The 14,470-nt window shown below is 33.6% G+C and carries 16 protein-coding genes; 7 read left to right on the forward strand and 9 right to left on the reverse strand.

The window, feature by feature from the left end:
* The 6 genes from F6P99_RS05285 to F6P99_RS05310 form a co-directional block, all read right to left on the reverse strand.
* Nucleotides 1-849 (reverse strand): rhomboid family intramembrane serine protease, encoded by an 849-nt coding sequence (locus F6P99_RS05285; protein WP_152286420.1) that lies wholly within the window; start codon nucleotides 847-849, stop codon nucleotides 1-3.
* 3 nt (nucleotides 850-852) lie between these two features.
* The gene (locus F6P99_RS05290; RefSeq protein WP_152286421.1) at nucleotides 853-1,584 is read right to left on the reverse strand and encodes a rhomboid family intramembrane serine protease; all 732 of its coding nucleotides are present in this window, start codon (nucleotides 1,582-1,584) and stop codon (nucleotides 853-855) included.
* Nucleotides 1,585-1,592: 8 nt separating this feature from the next.
* Nucleotides 1,593-3,461 carry a DNA mismatch repair endonuclease MutL gene (gene mutL / locus F6P99_RS05295; RefSeq protein WP_152286422.1) on the reverse strand — a complete coding sequence of 623 codons (1,869 nt, stop codon included), beginning with the start codon at nucleotides 3,459-3,461 and terminating at the stop codon, nucleotides 1,593-1,595.
* The gene (locus F6P99_RS05300; RefSeq protein ID WP_152286423.1) at nucleotides 3,461-3,754 is read right to left on the reverse strand and encodes a hypothetical protein; all 294 of its coding nucleotides are present in this window, start codon (nucleotides 3,752-3,754) and stop codon (nucleotides 3,461-3,463) included. Before F6P99_RS05300 ends, mutL begins: the two co-directional genes overlap by 1 nt.
* Before the next feature lie 118 nt (nucleotides 3,755-3,872).
* Nucleotides 3,873-4,352 carry a 6,7-dimethyl-8-ribityllumazine synthase gene (ribH, locus tag F6P99_RS05305; protein ID WP_152286424.1) on the reverse strand — a complete coding sequence of 160 codons (480 nt, stop codon included), beginning with the start codon at nucleotides 4,350-4,352 and terminating at the stop codon, nucleotides 3,873-3,875.
* A gap of 24 nt (nucleotides 4,353-4,376) precedes the next feature.
* A complete protein-coding gene (locus F6P99_RS05310) occupies nucleotides 4,377-5,141 on the reverse strand; it encodes a tetratricopeptide repeat protein (protein ID WP_152286425.1) in 765 nt (254 codons plus the stop codon).
* A gap of 171 nt (nucleotides 5,142-5,312) precedes the next feature.
* Between F6P99_RS05310 and recF the strand changes: the two genes are divergently transcribed.
* Both recF and F6P99_RS05320 read left to right on the forward strand, forming a co-directional pair.
* Nucleotides 5,313-6,392 carry a DNA replication/repair protein RecF gene (gene recF, locus F6P99_RS05315; protein ID WP_152286426.1) on the forward strand — a complete coding sequence of 360 codons (1,080 nt, stop codon included), beginning with the start codon at nucleotides 5,313-5,315 and terminating at the stop codon, nucleotides 6,390-6,392.
* A 14-nt stretch (nucleotides 6,393-6,406) separates the two neighbouring features.
* Complete coding sequence (locus F6P99_RS05320; RefSeq protein ID WP_152286427.1) at nucleotides 6,407-6,703, forward strand: DUF721 domain-containing protein; 297 nt, start codon at nucleotides 6,407-6,409, stop codon at nucleotides 6,701-6,703.
* A gap of 57 nt (nucleotides 6,704-6,760) precedes the next feature.
* On the opposite strand, the gene F6P99_RS13385 is transcribed toward F6P99_RS05320, so the two are convergent.
* The 3 genes from F6P99_RS13385 to F6P99_RS05330 form a co-directional block, all read right to left on the reverse strand.
* Nucleotides 6,761-6,910 carry a hypothetical protein gene (locus F6P99_RS13385; protein ID WP_193316006.1) on the reverse strand — a complete coding sequence of 50 codons (150 nt, stop codon included), beginning with the start codon at nucleotides 6,908-6,910 and terminating at the stop codon, nucleotides 6,761-6,763.
* 134 nt (nucleotides 6,911-7,044) lie between these two features.
* Nucleotides 7,045-8,061, reverse strand: a complete 1,017-nt coding sequence (gene hemH / locus F6P99_RS05325) for a ferrochelatase (RefSeq protein WP_152286428.1) — start codon at nucleotides 8,059-8,061, stop codon at nucleotides 7,045-7,047.
* A gap of 5 nt (nucleotides 8,062-8,066) precedes the next feature.
* Nucleotides 8,067-8,963, reverse strand: coding sequence for a helix-turn-helix domain-containing protein (locus F6P99_RS05330; protein WP_152286429.1), 897 nt, complete (start codon nucleotides 8,961-8,963; stop codon nucleotides 8,067-8,069).
* 306 nt (nucleotides 8,964-9,269) lie between these two features.
* On the opposite strand from F6P99_RS05330, the gene hemA reads away from it, so the two are divergent.
* The 5 genes from hemA to hemL are packed head-to-tail and all read left to right on the forward strand — an operon-like array spanning nucleotide 9,270 to nucleotide 14,412.
* Entirely contained in the window at nucleotides 9,270-10,520 is a 1,251-nt protein-coding gene (gene hemA, locus F6P99_RS05335; protein ID WP_152286430.1) for a glutamyl-tRNA reductase, read from the forward strand.
* An 18-nt stretch (nucleotides 10,521-10,538) separates the two neighbouring features.
* Entirely contained in the window at nucleotides 10,539-11,459 is a 921-nt protein-coding gene (hemC, locus tag F6P99_RS05340) for a hydroxymethylbilane synthase (RefSeq protein WP_152286431.1), read from the forward strand.
* Nucleotides 11,460-11,473: 14 nt separating this feature from the next.
* Nucleotides 11,474-12,139: a uroporphyrinogen-III synthase gene (locus F6P99_RS05345; protein WP_193316007.1), complete on the forward strand. Its 666-nt coding sequence runs from the start codon at nucleotides 11,474-11,476 to the stop codon at nucleotides 12,137-12,139.
* Between the two features lie 5 nt (nucleotides 12,140-12,144).
* Nucleotides 12,145-13,107 (forward strand): porphobilinogen synthase, encoded by a 963-nt coding sequence (gene hemB, locus F6P99_RS05350; RefSeq protein WP_152286433.1) that lies wholly within the window; start codon nucleotides 12,145-12,147, stop codon nucleotides 13,105-13,107.
* A 12-nt stretch (nucleotides 13,108-13,119) separates the two neighbouring features.
* On the forward strand, nucleotides 13,120-14,412 hold the full coding sequence (gene hemL / locus F6P99_RS05355) for a glutamate-1-semialdehyde 2,1-aminomutase (protein ID WP_152286434.1): 1,293 nt from the start codon (nucleotides 13,120-13,122) through the stop codon (nucleotides 14,410-14,412).
* The last annotated feature ends 58 nt before the right edge of the window (nucleotides 14,413-14,470 follow it).

Below are 14,470 nucleotides of genomic sequence, written 5' to 3' on the forward strand. Positions count from 1 at the left end.
TTAATTTTTTCCTTGTTTGAATAATAAGTTTTTTTCTTCTTTGCTTAAAGAATCGTACCCAGACTTACTGATTTTATCTAAAATCGCATCTATTTTTTGCTGATTGCTTTGATAGTTTTTAGATTTTTTTTGCGTTTTTTTTCTGGATTTATAAACTGTCTTTAAGGTCCTTTTATTAGAGAAGAAATCTGCAAAAGGGTTTTTTATCGTGAAATCCATACTGCCTTTTCGTAGCTGACTCATATATATAAATCCAAATAAAGCACCACCTAAATGAGCTAAGTGCCCTCCTGCGTTACCGCTAGGTATTTGTATTAGGTCTAATCCAATAAAAAAAGCTGCTACTTTCCATAGTTTTACGAAACCTATAAATCGAAAATTTAATTCGTAACTGGGAATATAAGTGGCGATTCCCATAAAGATAGCCATCACTGCGGATGAAGCACCAACTAATGTTGCGTTGGTGTTTTGAAAAGCAGGTAAGAATTCATAACTCACCAAATAGAGGAGTCCACCGAATACGGTACCGAACAAGTAAAAACTCAACAATTGTTTTTGCGTAAAATAATCGATAAACAAATTACCGATATAATACAAAACGATAAGGTTGGTAAGAATGTGAAAAAATCCTCCATGTAAAAAACCATAGGTTAAAATTGTCCAAGGTTTTAAAATAAATGCATCAATATTTGAAGGCATCGCAAACCAATCCATTATAATATTGGATTGACTTTGGAATAAAAATCCTAAAGAATTAAATAAAAAAGTAAATAGGTATGCCACTACATTTAAATAAATGAGCTTTTCTACGATGGTACCTTGTTTGTATTTATTTAAGATTTCATTCATAAATTAATTCCAGCGTTTGAATTGATTTTTTTTCCAATACCAAGCAATCAAAAATCCAATAATTGCTCCACCAATATGTGCAAAATGTGCAACATTTCCAATAGAATATTTTGTGACTCCGAAGAATAAATCACCCAAAATCATCAATGGGATGAAATATTTTGCTGAGATTGGAACAGGGAAAAATATCAAGGCTAATTTGGCATTTGGAAATGATAAACCAAAAGCGACTAATACTCCATATATGGCACCTGAAGCTCCTACTGCTGGTGTATGATATAAGCTGTAGAACTGTGTTAATGTTTCTTTTGGTAAGGTAATTAGTCCAGTATCATAGCTACCCGAGCTTAGCATACTTTGTATGGCTCCTGGTGAAACACCCTGCATCAATAACTCATTGTAAATTCCATTAAACTCAATATAATTGACACCTGTATAGATAAGTCCCGCTCCGATTCCTGCAGAAAAATAGAAAAACAAAAATTTATTTCTGCCCCACCTTTGTTCTAAGGGTGTACCAAAGGCCCATAAACCATACATGTTGAACAATATATGAGAAAAGCTACCATGCATGAACATGTGCGTTAGGTATTGCCAAAACCCAAAGTTTTCATTTTTAGGAAAATAGAGTGCAAATAAAGATTGCAAATCAATTCCTTTAAAAAATTGAGGTGCAATGAATAAAATCACATTGATGATGATTAAATGCTTTATACTTTCAGTTATTCTACCCATGATTTGTTTTATTTGGCGTTGAATATTTTATCGAGTTCTCCTATTGTTAAAGTTTCAAATACTTTTTTGCCATAAGGAGAAACTGTTGGTTCTTTACAACTAAACAGATTGTTTACAAGTGATTCTTGCTCTTTTTCGTTGAGTTTACTTCCTGTTTTTATAGCCAACGACTTTGCCAATGATTTAGAAATAACATCTAATTGGCTGAAACTGCTATCAGGTACTTCTTCTTTTATATCATCTAACAATTGTTCTAGAATGATTGTAATCTGACTTTCTGTAATAGAACTTGGAATTCCTTTTACAACAATACTATCTGTATGAATTTTATCGAACAAGAAACCTGCGTTTTCTAAATCTTCTTGTAGTTCTTTTAATAAACTAATTTCTTCTTTCGTATATGATATTTCAACCGGAAATAATAATTGTTGACTCGCCGCTTCTTTTACGGTAATATTTTCAAGAAATTCTTCGTATAAAATTCGTTGATGTGCAAGATTTTGATGAATCAGCACAACACCAGATTTTATAGAACTCAACAAGTATTTTTGGTGTATTTGAAATGTTTTACCCGTTTTCTTCTCTTCTTCAGTAGTTTCTAAATTAAGAGTTACTTGTTGGGGTTCTTTTTCAGTTTCAAAAACATCATTTTCGATACCCGTATACAGTGACTCCCATTCTGGTAATTGTTGAGATTGAAAACCATTGGTTGCAAACGTTTTTTTTGTGGGAGTACTTTGTGTATATGTTTGCTGATTTGTTCCAGAATCAAACGGATTAAAATTTGGATCAATCGTAATTTTTGGTTCTGATGAATACTCTTTTCCTTCTAGGGCATAAGGAGTATCCATAGAAGCATCTCTATTAAAATCTAATACAGGAGCAACATTATATTGTCCTAAGCTATGTTTTACTGTTGCTCTGATAATCGCATATAGATGCTTTTCATTATCAAATTTTATTTCTGTCTTTGTAGGGTGTATATTGATGTCAATACTCTCTGGTGGTACTTGTAGATACAAAAAGTAAGAAGGGTGGTATCCGCTTCCTAGCAAACCATCAAAAGCACTTGAAACCGCATGATGCAAATAAGAGCTTTTTATAAAACGATCATTTACAAAAAAGAACTGTTCTCCTCTTTTTTTCTTTGCGAATTCAGGTTTTGCAACAAAACCATTGATATTAATAATGTCTGTGTCTTCAGAAATAGGTACCAGTTTTTCATTGGTTTTTCCCCCAAATACTCCTACAATGCGCTGTTTTAAGTTACCAGATTTTAAACTATACACTTCAGAGTTGTTGTGATTCAAAGAAAAACTGATATCGTTATGCGCCAATGCTACTCTCTGAAATTCTGTCACGATATGACGTGTTTCAATCGTATCTGACTTTAGAAAATTTCTACGAGCAGGAATGTTGTAAAATAAGTTTTTGACAGCAACACTAGTCCCTTTTGCTGGACAATCTGGCTCTTGTGAAGTGACCTGGCTACCTTCAATTTTTAGACAAGTACCCAATTCTTCATTTTCTTGTTTCGTTTTTAATTCAACATGCGCCACAGCTGCAATTGATGCCATTGCTTCTCCTCTAAATCCTTTTGTGTTGAGATTGAATAAATCTTCAGCTTCTTTTATTTTTGAGGTTGCATGTCGTTCGAAACACAAACGAGCATCGGTAACGCTCATTCCTAAACCATTGTCAATAACTTGAATAAGTGTTTTTCCGGCGTCTTTTACAATTAGTTTAATGTCTGTTGCCCCTGCATCAATTGCGTTTTCAAGCAATTCTTTCACTACAGAAGCTGGACGTTGTACAACTTCTCCTGCAGCAATTTGATTTGCTACGTGATCAGGTAATAATTGTATAATGTCAGTCATTAAATAAGTGTGTGTATTTCAAAAAGATAAGCAAAGATACCCGTTAGTATAGCAATAATAATAGCCAAACGTTTTACAGTTCCGCCATCACCTACACCTTTTTTTGATTTTGCCCAGTCGTTTTTTAGGTTGTTTTTGAGAAGCGTGATTTTGTAATCTTTCTCGGAATCCTTTTTACCGTCATCAGCATATTTTTCCTTCAGATTGTCCAAACGTTCTTTTCGCTCATCATAATAACGAGGTTTGTAATTAAAAACGTAATGGGCTCTTTGTTTGAAAGGAGATCCTAGCATATTCTATTATTTTGATTCCAATCTCAAAATTACAGAAATTAATGAAAGGATGAAAGACTAATGCTTCAAAAGTTTGTTAAAGAAATCAACTGAGAAAGAGATGATTCAATGTGTCTACTCAATAGTTTTTTACTAAAGCCATTTTGATGGCCGCTACTGCGCATTCAATTCCTTTATTACCATGTTTACCTCCAGATCTATCAATAGATTGTTGCATGGTATCGTCGGTCAATACACAGAATATTACAGGAGTCTCTTGTGATAAATTCAAGTCTTTGATTCCTTGAGTAACACCGTCACAAACAAAATCAAAATGTTTTGTTTCTCCTTTGATAACGCTACCAATGGCAATTACAGCATCTAAATTTCTAGAGGATACCATTTTTTTAGCGCCATAGATCAATTCATAACTACCAGGAACATCCCATTTGATAATGTTTTCTTCCAGTGCACCATTTTCTAATAAAGCTGCAACAGCCCCTTTGTAAAGTGCATCTGTAATTGTTTCATTCCATTCAGAAACAACAATTCCAAATCGAAATTTTTCTGCGTTTGGAACTGTTGTTTTGTCGTATGCTGATAAATCAGTAGTTGCCATAAGTTTGCGACTATGAGAGTTGTATTATTTAGCGTATTTTGCTTTGTTGATATGCATTTCAATATTATTAGCTAATGCAGATTCACTGTATTGCTCTTTGATTTGCGTAAACAATTCTTCAGCTTGTGCAGCATCGTTTAAATCCAATGCTGTATTTCCTGCCTTTAATAAATATAATGGAGTTGTTGAAGCGTTTGGTTGTGTATTTGCTGCTTTTAGGTAATAAGATAAGGCATCTTCATTTTGATTCAAATCAGCAAAAGCATCACCTATAGCACCTAAAGCTGCTGGTGCTAACAAAGCATCACTTGATGAAAATTTCTCTAAATAAAAAATCGCGTTTTTGTAATCGTTGATTTTTAAATAAGAAATTCCAGCATAGTAGTTTGCTAAATTTCCTGCATTGGTACCGCTATACTTGTCAGCGATGTCAACAAAACCATATTTACCATTGCTACCATTTAAAGCCAAAGAAAAAATTGAATCAGAAGGTGTTGTAGCACTAATAGCTAAGTCAAAATTTTCTTTTGGGAAAGAAAGTTCATTCGCTGCTTCTTGTTCTTTAGGTTCTAATACATAGCTGTTGTAAGCGATGTAACCCAATATTACAACTACGATTCCAACAAGACTAGAGAATAAAGGTTTTTGATATTTTTCAATCCATTGTTCAGATTTCGAAGCTGTCTCGTCTAAACTGTTAAAAACTTCCGCTGTTGCACTGTGCTCTTCAACTTGTTCTATTGGAGCGTTTTTAATTTTTTTCTGACCTTTTTTCTTGTATGTTGCCATTGTTTATTTTATTCTTAGTTATTGGTTTTATCTGAATCGAAAGTCAATTGGTAAAAATCAATTTTCAATTTATAAGCAAGCAAAAATAGTTTTTTTAATTGGATTTAAAAAGTCTCTTTTTCGCAAAACTTTTAATAATTTGCGGCTTCTTATTTTTACGACAATAGAACTATGTATTTGCAGAAATTATCCTTAGTAAATTTTAAAAATTTGACACAACATGTGTTTGATTTTAAGGAGAAGATAAATTGTTTTGTAGGGAATAATGGTGTTGGTAAAACAAATGTTTTAGATGCTATTTATTATTTGTCTTTCGCAAAAAGTTATTTTAATTCTGTTGCTGTTCAAAATATAAAACATGGAGAAGAGTTTTTTATGCTCGAGGGAACCTATGAGCTTGAGGATCGAGAAGAAGTAATTCTATGCAGTTTAAAAAAGGGGCAGAAAAAAGTAGTCAAGCGCAATGGAAAATCGTATGAGAAGTTTTCTGATCACATCGGGAAGTTGCCATTGGTAATTATTTCGCCTGCGGATAGGGATTTGATTGTAGAAGGAAGCGATACGAGAAGGAAATTTATAGATAGTGTTATATCTCAACAAAATCAACATTATCTAAAAACACTGATAGCATATAACAAAACATTGGTGCAGCGCAATGCATTGTTAAAATTTTTTGCTGCCAACCGAACTTTCGATGCAGTAAATTTAGAGGTGTACAATCAGCAATTGATTCAGTACGGAAATAGTATTCATAAAGAAAGAAAAGCATTTTTAGAGATATTTATACCTATCTTTAATGAACGCTATCAAACTATTTCAGAAGGAAAAGAAATTGTGAATTTGGTATACAAATCTCAATTGTTAGATACAGAATTTCCTGCTTTATTAGAAGATTCTTTACCGAAAGATAAAGTGTTGCAATACACAAGTGCAGGTGTTCATAAAGATGATTTGGTATTTGAAATAGGAGAGTACCCTATTAAAAAATTTGGTTCCCAAGGACAGCAAAAATCTTATTTGATTGCATTGAAGTTGGCTCAGTTTGATTTTATAAAAGAGCAATCGAAACAAGTACCGATTTTATTGTTAGATGATATTTTTGACAAATTAGATGAGAATCGCGTAACACAGTTGATATCGCTAGTGAATAACGATGAATTTGGTCAGTTGTTTATTACGGATACTCATGCCGAGAGAACAGAAGCAGTGGTGAAAAGAATTAATAAATCGTATAAAATGTTTGAGCTATAAAAGCTCTAAATACTATGTCGAAGCGTCAAAAAGAATATTTGTCTGTAAAAGATTTGATGGGAAGTTTTATCAAAGAAAACAACTTGTCAAAAGGCATGCAAAAGATAACGATTAAAGAAAACTGGAATTCTTTGATGGGGAATGGAGTCGCGAGTTATACAGAAAAAGTAGAACTCAGAAATGGTACTTTATATGTAAAGTTGAGTTCTTCTGTGTTACGACAAGAGCTTGATTATGGAAAAGATAAAATTAAAGAGATGATGAATGATGCTTTGGGAGGTGAAGAAATAAAAAAAGTAATGTTATTATAAATAAAAAGACCAACTAAAATTTTAGTTGGTCTTTTTTTATAGGATGTCTTCTAAATATTAAGCTAATAATATTTTAGCGTCTTTAGTATCGTGAATATTTAATATTTTCAACGATTTAGTTACTTCAACTTTAGTTTCTTGCTCTTTATTTGAGTTAGATGTCAAGGCAAATAATGCGATTACTGATAAAAAAATAAATACTTTCATTTCTGTTTTAATTTTTACACTGCAAAAATAGATACGATATCAGAATTTAAAGTTATGTCAATGTTAAGAAAAGGTTGTTAAAAATAAAAGCGCTGTCTTTTTCAAGAAGCGCTTTTAAAAATACTATTTAGAAATTAGTTTTTCCAGTTGTTTATCCAGTCAACCATAACATCAACCCAATCATCATTGTCATTTAAACAAGGGATATGTTTGTAGGATTCACCACCACCTTCTTTAAATTGTTCTTTACCTTCCATAGCGATTTCTTCTAAGGTTTCTAAGCAATCAGAAACAAATGCCGGTGTTATAACCGCCAATTTCTTTTTCCCTTCTTCTTGAGGAAGTCTTTCGAATTCAAAATCTGTATACGGTTTTAACCACGGATCGCGACCTAAACGAGATTGAAAAGAATTGCTATAAGTACCTTCTTTAAGTTCTAGTTCTTTTACGATCTCTTTAGTGGTTTCAAAGCATTGATGTCTGTAACAGGTAGCATGAGCTTTGGATGCAGTTTCACAACAAGAACCATCCAGTTTACAATGAGATCCGGTTGTGTCTGATTTTAAAATATGACGTTCAGGTATTCCGTGGTATGAGAATAAGATGTGATCGTGTTCAAAACCTTTTAAGTTTTCACGTATGTTTTCAGCCATTACTTTAATATAGTCTGGCTTATTGTAAAAGGCAGGAAGCACTTCAGTGGTCATTTCTGGGAAATATTTTTTCTGAACTTCTTTCGCTTTCACTTCAACAGTTTCAAAAGACGACATGGCATAGTGTGGGTATAGAGGGACAAGCAACACCTCTGTTACGCCTTGTTTAGCCAAAGTTTCGTAGCCACTTTTAATACTCATCGATCCATAGCGCATCCCTAAAGCTACCGGAATATCGGTTTTGTCAGCGACTTTTTTATGAAACCTTTCAGAGAGTACAATCAAAGGAGATCCTTCTTCCCACCAAATTTTTTGATATGCTTCTGCAGATTTTTTGGGACGGGTGTTTAAAATAATACCTCTAACAAGTATGTTTCTTAAAATGATATTGGTGTCAATAACACGCTCATCCATTAAAAATTCATCTAAATACCTTCTTACATCCTTAGGATTTGGTGTGTCTGGAGATCCTAAGTTTACTAATAATACACCTTTCATTCTAGTTATTCTTGTTTTGTAAATTGTTTTGGAGTAATGTCAAATCTTTTTTTGAATGCAGCAATAAAGTGACTTGAATTACTGTATCCTATTTGTGTTGCTATTTCAGAAACATTCAGTTTGTTTTCTTCAAGCAATTTTTTAGAAAAATCTAATTTATAGTTTAATAAAAATGTATAAACAGGGGTGCCGTAAAATTCTTTAAACCCCATTTTTAGTTTTTTAATATTCAAACCTACTTGTTTCGAAAGTTCTTCTAAACTTGGTGGGTTTGCCATGTTTTCGATAATAATATCTTTCGCTTTTTTTATTTGAGCTACGGTTTCCTCATTCGCCATAAAGGGGCAATGGTCAGATTCTGTCTCTTCAGAAATATTAAAATACAAACTCAAGAGCTCGTATATTTTTCCTTTCATATAAATACTCTGTAACGCTCCGTGTAGTTTTTTGTCTACAAGTTGATTCAAAACAAATTTTAAAGAAGATGAAATAACTTTTTCTTCAATAATTGGACGTCCACCTTTGATGCTGTCGAAATTAAAAAAAGAATCACCCTCATGAGCAAAAAGAGAATGAAAATAGGGTACTGGAATAAGTAACCCAAGTAGCTCTCCATTCGCAGGTAGTGTGGTTAAAACTTTAGTATCGTCTTCTTTGAAGTAAACCAAACCAGAATCTTCCGGAGAAAGATGAATTGCACAATGTTCCATATTAAATGCAACAGATATTTTTTTCTGAAGACTAAAATAAATTTGAATGTAATTGTCTTCTAGTTCAAATTGTTGGTGCGCAGTTTTGTCTAAGACATTCTTTATATGTATCAAAGTAAAAGTACCTTTTTCTCTAAATAGACGAATAGTACTTTTGTCGATGTTTTTAAATTTTGAATTATCGAAATTCATGCGATATTATTATTTAACACAGCAAAAATACAACAAAAATACCGATTTAAGCCAATGTTTTTCACAGGGTGTAAAAGGTGTTTATTGTCATGTAATTCTATGGATTATTATAGTTTGTTTGTGTAAGTGGTTGGTTTTTAGTGTCTTTGTTTTTGTTTGTAATCATTCTAAATTAAGTGGTTTTTCCCTTGAACGTTATTTATAGTCCTTTTGGCGTTGTTTTTATCCAAAGTAAGGTGGTACTTTTGGCGTTGTTTATTTGTCAATAGAGATAAATTTACTTGTCAAGAACGTAATATAGTATTCATGAGTGTCGAATCTAAGGGGAAAAAATTATACAATGTTGGATTGAGTTATAAAAAAGCAGACGTAAAAACACGTGGTGCTTTTAGTATAACAAAAGAGAATCAGGTTTTACTCCTAAAGGAAGCTAAGAAATTTGGGGTAGATGGTGTTTTTATTTTATCTACCTGCAATAGAACAGAAATCATGGGGTTTGCAAATCATCCCTTCGAATTGATTTCTTTGCTATGTAAATACTCGAAAGGTTCAGTTGAAGAATTTGTAAATGTCTCAAATGTTTACAAAGGAAAAGATGCCATTCGTCATCTGTTTAAAATTGCTACAGGTTTAGATAGTCAGATACTAGGAGATTATGAAATAGTAGGTCAATTAAAAGAGTCTTTTCAAACAGCAAAGGACCAAAATACGTTAAATGCTTATTTAGAGCGATTGATCAATCTTGTTTTACAAGCGAGTAAAAAAGTAAAAAACTCAACAAAATTGAGTTCTGGTACAACTTCTGTTTCTTATGCTGCGGTGCAGTATATAATTGAAAAAGTAGCGCACTTCGAGAAGAAAAACATTTTAGTATATGGTTTAGGTGATATTGGAAAAAATACTTGTAAAAACCTAATCGAATATACAGAGAATAATAATGTTGTGTTGATTAACAGAACGGAAAGTAAGGCTAGAGAATTTTACAAAAACCATAAAGAAGTTCGTGTGGAACCATTATCTGCTTTAAACCAAGAAATTCAGATTGCAGATATCTTAATAGTTTCTACGGGGGCAAATGTACCTACTGTAACTACAGACAATGTAGCAGTAGATAAAGAATTGTTGATTTTAGATTTATCCATGCCAGAAAATGTTGATTTGTCGGTGGGAGATTTAAACAAAGTAGAACTTGTGAATATTGATGAGTTGTCAAAAATCACAAACAAGACAATTGCAGAGCGCGAAAAAGAAATTCCAAAAGCTGAGGCTATTATAGAAGAGCATAAAACGGAGTTTATGGAGTGGCTAGACCATCGAAAATTTACGCCAGCTGTGAATGCATTAAAATCTTCGTTGATGTCTATACAAAATGATGCGATAGATTTTCAAAGTAAAAAAACAGATGGATTTAATGTAGAGCATGCACAGGTAATTGCCTCTAGAATGATTCAAAAAATTACAACTCAATTTGTCAAACATTTGAAAGCAGAAGATACATCAGTAGATCAAAGTATTGATGTGATATCAAAAATGTTTGATATGGAAATCAATAAATAATTTTCCACAATTAATCTTATGATCCAAAAAATTAGAATTGGTACAAGAAATAGTGAATTGGCCTTATGGCAAGCTCATTTGGTTCAAAACGCACTTAACGAATTAGGCTATAGTACCGAGATCATTGAACTGTCTTCGGTTGGTGATGAAATTTTAGATATTCCTTTACATCAAATTGGTAGTATGGGGGTTTTTACGAAAACATTGGATGTAGCCATGTTAAGAGGACAAATTGATATTGCAGTACATTCTTTGAAAGATGTACCCACTCAATTACCAGAAACAATAGTACAAGCTGCGGTTTTGGAAAGAGCCGATGTTAATGATGTAATTGTTTACAAAGGAACAGAAGAGGAATTGGTTGCTGAAGGAGCAACAATTGCAACCGGTAGTTTAAGAAGAACAGCACAGTGGTTAAACAAATATCCTACACATAATTTAACAGATTTACGTGGAAATGTAAATACACGTCTGAAAAAACTGAAGGATAATAATTGGAATGGTGCCATTTTTGCCAAAGCAGGTTTAGAGAGAATAAACTTGTTGCCAAAAGAACATATGGTTCTTGATTGGATGATTCCTGCTCCTGCACAAGGAGCGATTATGATTACTGCCTTAGATTCTTCTCCCGAAATATTAGAAGCTTGTAAAAAACTACATCACGAAGAAACTGCATTGTGTGTAGGTATAGAGCGTGACTTTATGAGTACTCTAGAAGGAGGTTGTACCGCTCCAATTGGAGCTTATGCCGAAATCGATGGGGAGAACATTTCATTTAAAGGATTGTTAAGTGCTATAGATGGAAAAGAGCAAAAAGGAGTTTTTAGAATTGCACCTATAGATGAAGCATCAGAATTAGGGAAAAATTGCGCCAAAGAAGTTTTAGCTGATGGTGGGAAAGAGCTGATGGATGAAATAAAAAAGGTGGTAAAAAAATAAGGAATTCATTTGCTGTGAGGGTATTGTCAACAAAGAAATTATCGGAAAAACAAAAATCGCAAGTCGAAGGATTTACGATTGATGAGATACCGATGATTCGTATCACTTACGGAGATGATTTTGCTTTAGAAGAAAATATTATAAATGCAGTTTTTACGAGTGCAAATAGTGTACGCGCGGTATTCGAAAATCGTCCTGAAAACTGCAAGTGGTTTCACACTGTTTTTTGTGTAGGAAAAAAAACAAAACAACTGTTAGAAGGCTATGGCCTTACTGTAGAAGTTATTGCAAACAATGCTTTAGAATTAGCAGAAGTGTTAGCACAGCGATTTTCAGAACAAGATGAAGGTATCAAAGAAATAAGTTGGTTTTGTGGCAATTTAAGAAACAATGATTTGCCAATTATAATGGCAGAAAATGGAGTGTTGGTAACAGAGTATTTAGTGTATAAAACAGAATTTATTCCTAAAGCTCTAGAAGTTGACTATGATGCAGTTTTGTTTTTTAGTCCATCTGGAATTAATAGTTATTTGAAAAAAAACCAAGCCAATTCAAATCCAGTTGTTTGCATAGGCAATACCACTGCTTCACAAGCAATTGAGTTTTTTGATAATGTATATATGGCAGAAGAAACAACAGTAGAGTCTGTACTCGATAAAGTAAAAGAAATATTAGTCTAGTAGATATGAATAGAACAAGACGACTGAGAAAAACAGAAGGAATCAGAAGATTGGTTAGAGAAAACAAACTAACAACAGACGATTTAATTTATCCTTTATTTATAGAGGAAGGTGAGAACATCGAAAAAGAAATAGTATCGATGCCAGGCATCAAACGTTTTTCCTTAGATCGTTTGCATACTGAGTTAGACGAGGTTGTGGAACTTGATATTCCAGCAGTTTTATTGTTTGGTATTCCTAGCGAAAAAGACGATACAGGTACCGAAACTTGGAATCATCAAGGGATTATGCAGCAAGCAATTCGCTATATTAAAAAAAACTATCCAAGTTTGTATGTGATAACAGATGTATGTTTTTGCGAATACACAAGCCACGGTCATTGTGGTGTTATTCACGACAATGATGTAGATAATGATGCAACATTAGTGAATTTAGCGAAACAGGTTATTTCGCATGCAAAAGCGGGTGTTGATATGGTAGCACCTTCAGGTATGATGGACGGAACGATTGCAACAATTCGTGAAGCCCTCGATAATACAGGTTTTTACAACTTACCAATTATGGGTTATTCTGTAAAATATGCATCAGCATTTTATGGTCCGTTTAGAGATGCTGCAGATTCTGCGCCAACTTTCGGAGACAGAAGAACGTATCAGATGGATCCTTCGAATAGAGACGAAGGTTTAAGAGAAGCTGCTTTTGATGATGAAGAAGGAGCAGATATATTAATGGTAAAACCAGCATTGTCGTATTTAGATATCATTAGAGATTTGAAAAACACATATGACAGGCCAATAGCATGTTACAATGTAAGTGGAGAATATGCAATGGTAAAAGCAGCTGCTGAAAAAGGATGGATCGATGGCGAACGCGTGATGATGGAGTCGTTATTGTCTATGAAACGAGCTGGAGCGGATATCATTATTACCTATTTTGCCAAGGAAGTTGCTAAAATTTTAAAAAACTAAGAAGAACGTATTATGAAATTCAAACAATCAGAGAAACTATACACTAAAGGTTTAGAAAATTTAGTTGGAGCTGTAAATTCTCCTGTGAGGGCATTCGCTTCTGTAGGAGGGAACCCTTTGTTTATTGATAAGGCTAAAGGGAGCAAAATCAAAGATGTCGATGGTAACAAATATATTGACATGGTACTATCTTATGGTCCAATGATTTTAGGGCATCGTCATAAACGAGTTGAGAAAGCTATTTCAAAAGCGCTAAAAAAAGGCTATTCGTTCGGAGCTTCAACGAATGCAGAAATAAAATTAGCGAAAATTGTATGTGATGCTTTTCCGGGAATGGATAAAGTACGTTTTGTGAATTCAGGGACGGAAGCTGTATTGAGTGCTATTCGTTTGGCAAGAGCACATACTGGAAACGATAAAATCGTAAAGTTTTCTGGTTGCTATCACGGACATATGGATGCTATGTTGGTAGCTGCAGGTTCTGGTTTGGCTACTTTAAGTTTACCAGGATCTAAAGGAGTACCTTCGCAAGCAGTTGAAAATACATTGATTGCTGAGTATAATAATTTGGAGAGTGTTGAAAAACATTTCTCCGAACACAAAGATATCGCTGCGGTTATTTTAGAGCCAGTAACGGGTAATATGGGAGTTGTACAACCATCTCAAGAATTTATCCACGGATTGAGAAAGTTAACAAAGGAGAACGGTGTTCTCTTGATTTGTGATGAGGTAATGACAGGTTTTCGTTCTAAATTTGGTGGAGCGCAAGAGTTGTTAGGTATCGAAGCAGATATTACTTGTTTGGGTAAAGTTATCGGTGGTGGATTTCCGGTAGGGGCTTATGGTGCTAGGAATGAAATTATGGAAAATGTAGCGCCTTTAGGAGGGATGTATCAAGCAGGAACTTTGTCAGGAAACCCAATTGCAATGGCTGCTGGAATTTCTACATTGTCTGAATTGAAGCGTCAAAATCCATATGAGAAATTCGAAAAAATTGCAGAAAAAATTGCATCAATTTTAACGAGTGCAGCTTCTAAATATGGGGTTGACATTACTGTGAATAAATTTGGATCGATGATCAATCCATTTTTTGCAAAAGAAGAAATTACAAATTTTACAGAGGCTCAAAAGTGCGATACAGAAAAGTTCGCAGTTTTCTTTTGGGAGATGATCAAACATGGAGTGTTTTTGCCACCATCTCAATTTGAGTCATGGTTTTTGTGTTCTGCATTGTCAAGTAAAGATTTAGAAAATTTTGAAGTAGCGGTGGATGCAGCAATGAAAAAAGTGTCAGAAATAAAATAAGATACGTGAATAAGGATTCAAGAATCAGGAGTTGCTATGATGCATAATTTTAAAGAAT

The organism is Flavicella marina, from assembly GCF_009193215.1.
Lineage (GTDB): Bacteria > Bacteroidota > Bacteroidia > Flavobacteriales > Flavobacteriaceae > Flavicella > Flavicella marina.

Excerpts from the sequence above, each read along its gene's own strand:
- hemA (WP_152286430.1), top strand. The coding sequence starts at position 9,270 with ATGAGTGTCGAATCTAAGGGGAAAAAATTATACAATGTTGGATTGAGT.
- ribH (WP_152286424.1), bottom strand. The coding sequence starts at position 4,352 with ATGGCAACTACTGATTTATCAGCATACGACAAAACAACAGTTCCAAAC.
- F6P99_RS05320 (WP_152286427.1), top strand. The coding sequence starts at position 6,407 with ATGTCGAAGCGTCAAAAAGAATATTTGTCTGTAAAAGATTTGATGGGA.
- hemC (WP_152286431.1), top strand. The coding sequence starts at position 10,539 with ATGATCCAAAAAATTAGAATTGGTACAAGAAATAGTGAATTGGCCTTA.
- F6P99_RS05290 (WP_152286421.1), bottom strand. The coding sequence starts at position 1,584 with ATGGGTAGAATAACTGAAAGTATAAAGCATTTAATCATCATCAATGTG.
- F6P99_RS05300 (WP_152286423.1), bottom strand. The coding sequence starts at position 3,754 with ATGCTAGGATCTCCTTTCAAACAAAGAGCCCATTACGTTTTTAATTAC.
- hemL (WP_152286434.1), top strand. The coding sequence starts at position 13,120 with ATGAAATTCAAACAATCAGAGAAACTATACACTAAAGGTTTAGAAAAT.
- F6P99_RS13385 (WP_193316006.1), bottom strand. The coding sequence starts at position 6,910 with ATGAAAGTATTTATTTTTTTATCAGTAATCGCATTATTTGCCTTGACA.
- recF (WP_152286426.1), top strand. The coding sequence starts at position 5,313 with ATGTATTTGCAGAAATTATCCTTAGTAAATTTTAAAAATTTGACACAA.
- F6P99_RS05310 (WP_152286425.1), bottom strand. The coding sequence starts at position 5,141 with ATGGCAACATACAAGAAAAAAGGTCAGAAAAAAATTAAAAACGCTCCA.
- F6P99_RS05285 (WP_152286420.1), bottom strand. The coding sequence starts at position 849 with ATGAATGAAATCTTAAATAAATACAAACAAGGTACCATCGTAGAAAAG.
- mutL (WP_152286422.1), bottom strand. The coding sequence starts at position 3,461 with ATGACTGACATTATACAATTATTACCTGATCACGTAGCAAATCAAATT.
- hemB (WP_152286433.1), top strand. The coding sequence starts at position 12,145 with ATGAATAGAACAAGACGACTGAGAAAAACAGAAGGAATCAGAAGATTG.
- F6P99_RS05330 (WP_152286429.1), bottom strand. The coding sequence starts at position 8,963 with ATGAATTTCGATAATTCAAAATTTAAAAACATCGACAAAAGTACTATT.
- hemH (WP_152286428.1), bottom strand. The coding sequence starts at position 8,061 with ATGAAAGGTGTATTATTAGTAAACTTAGGATCTCCAGACACACCAAAT.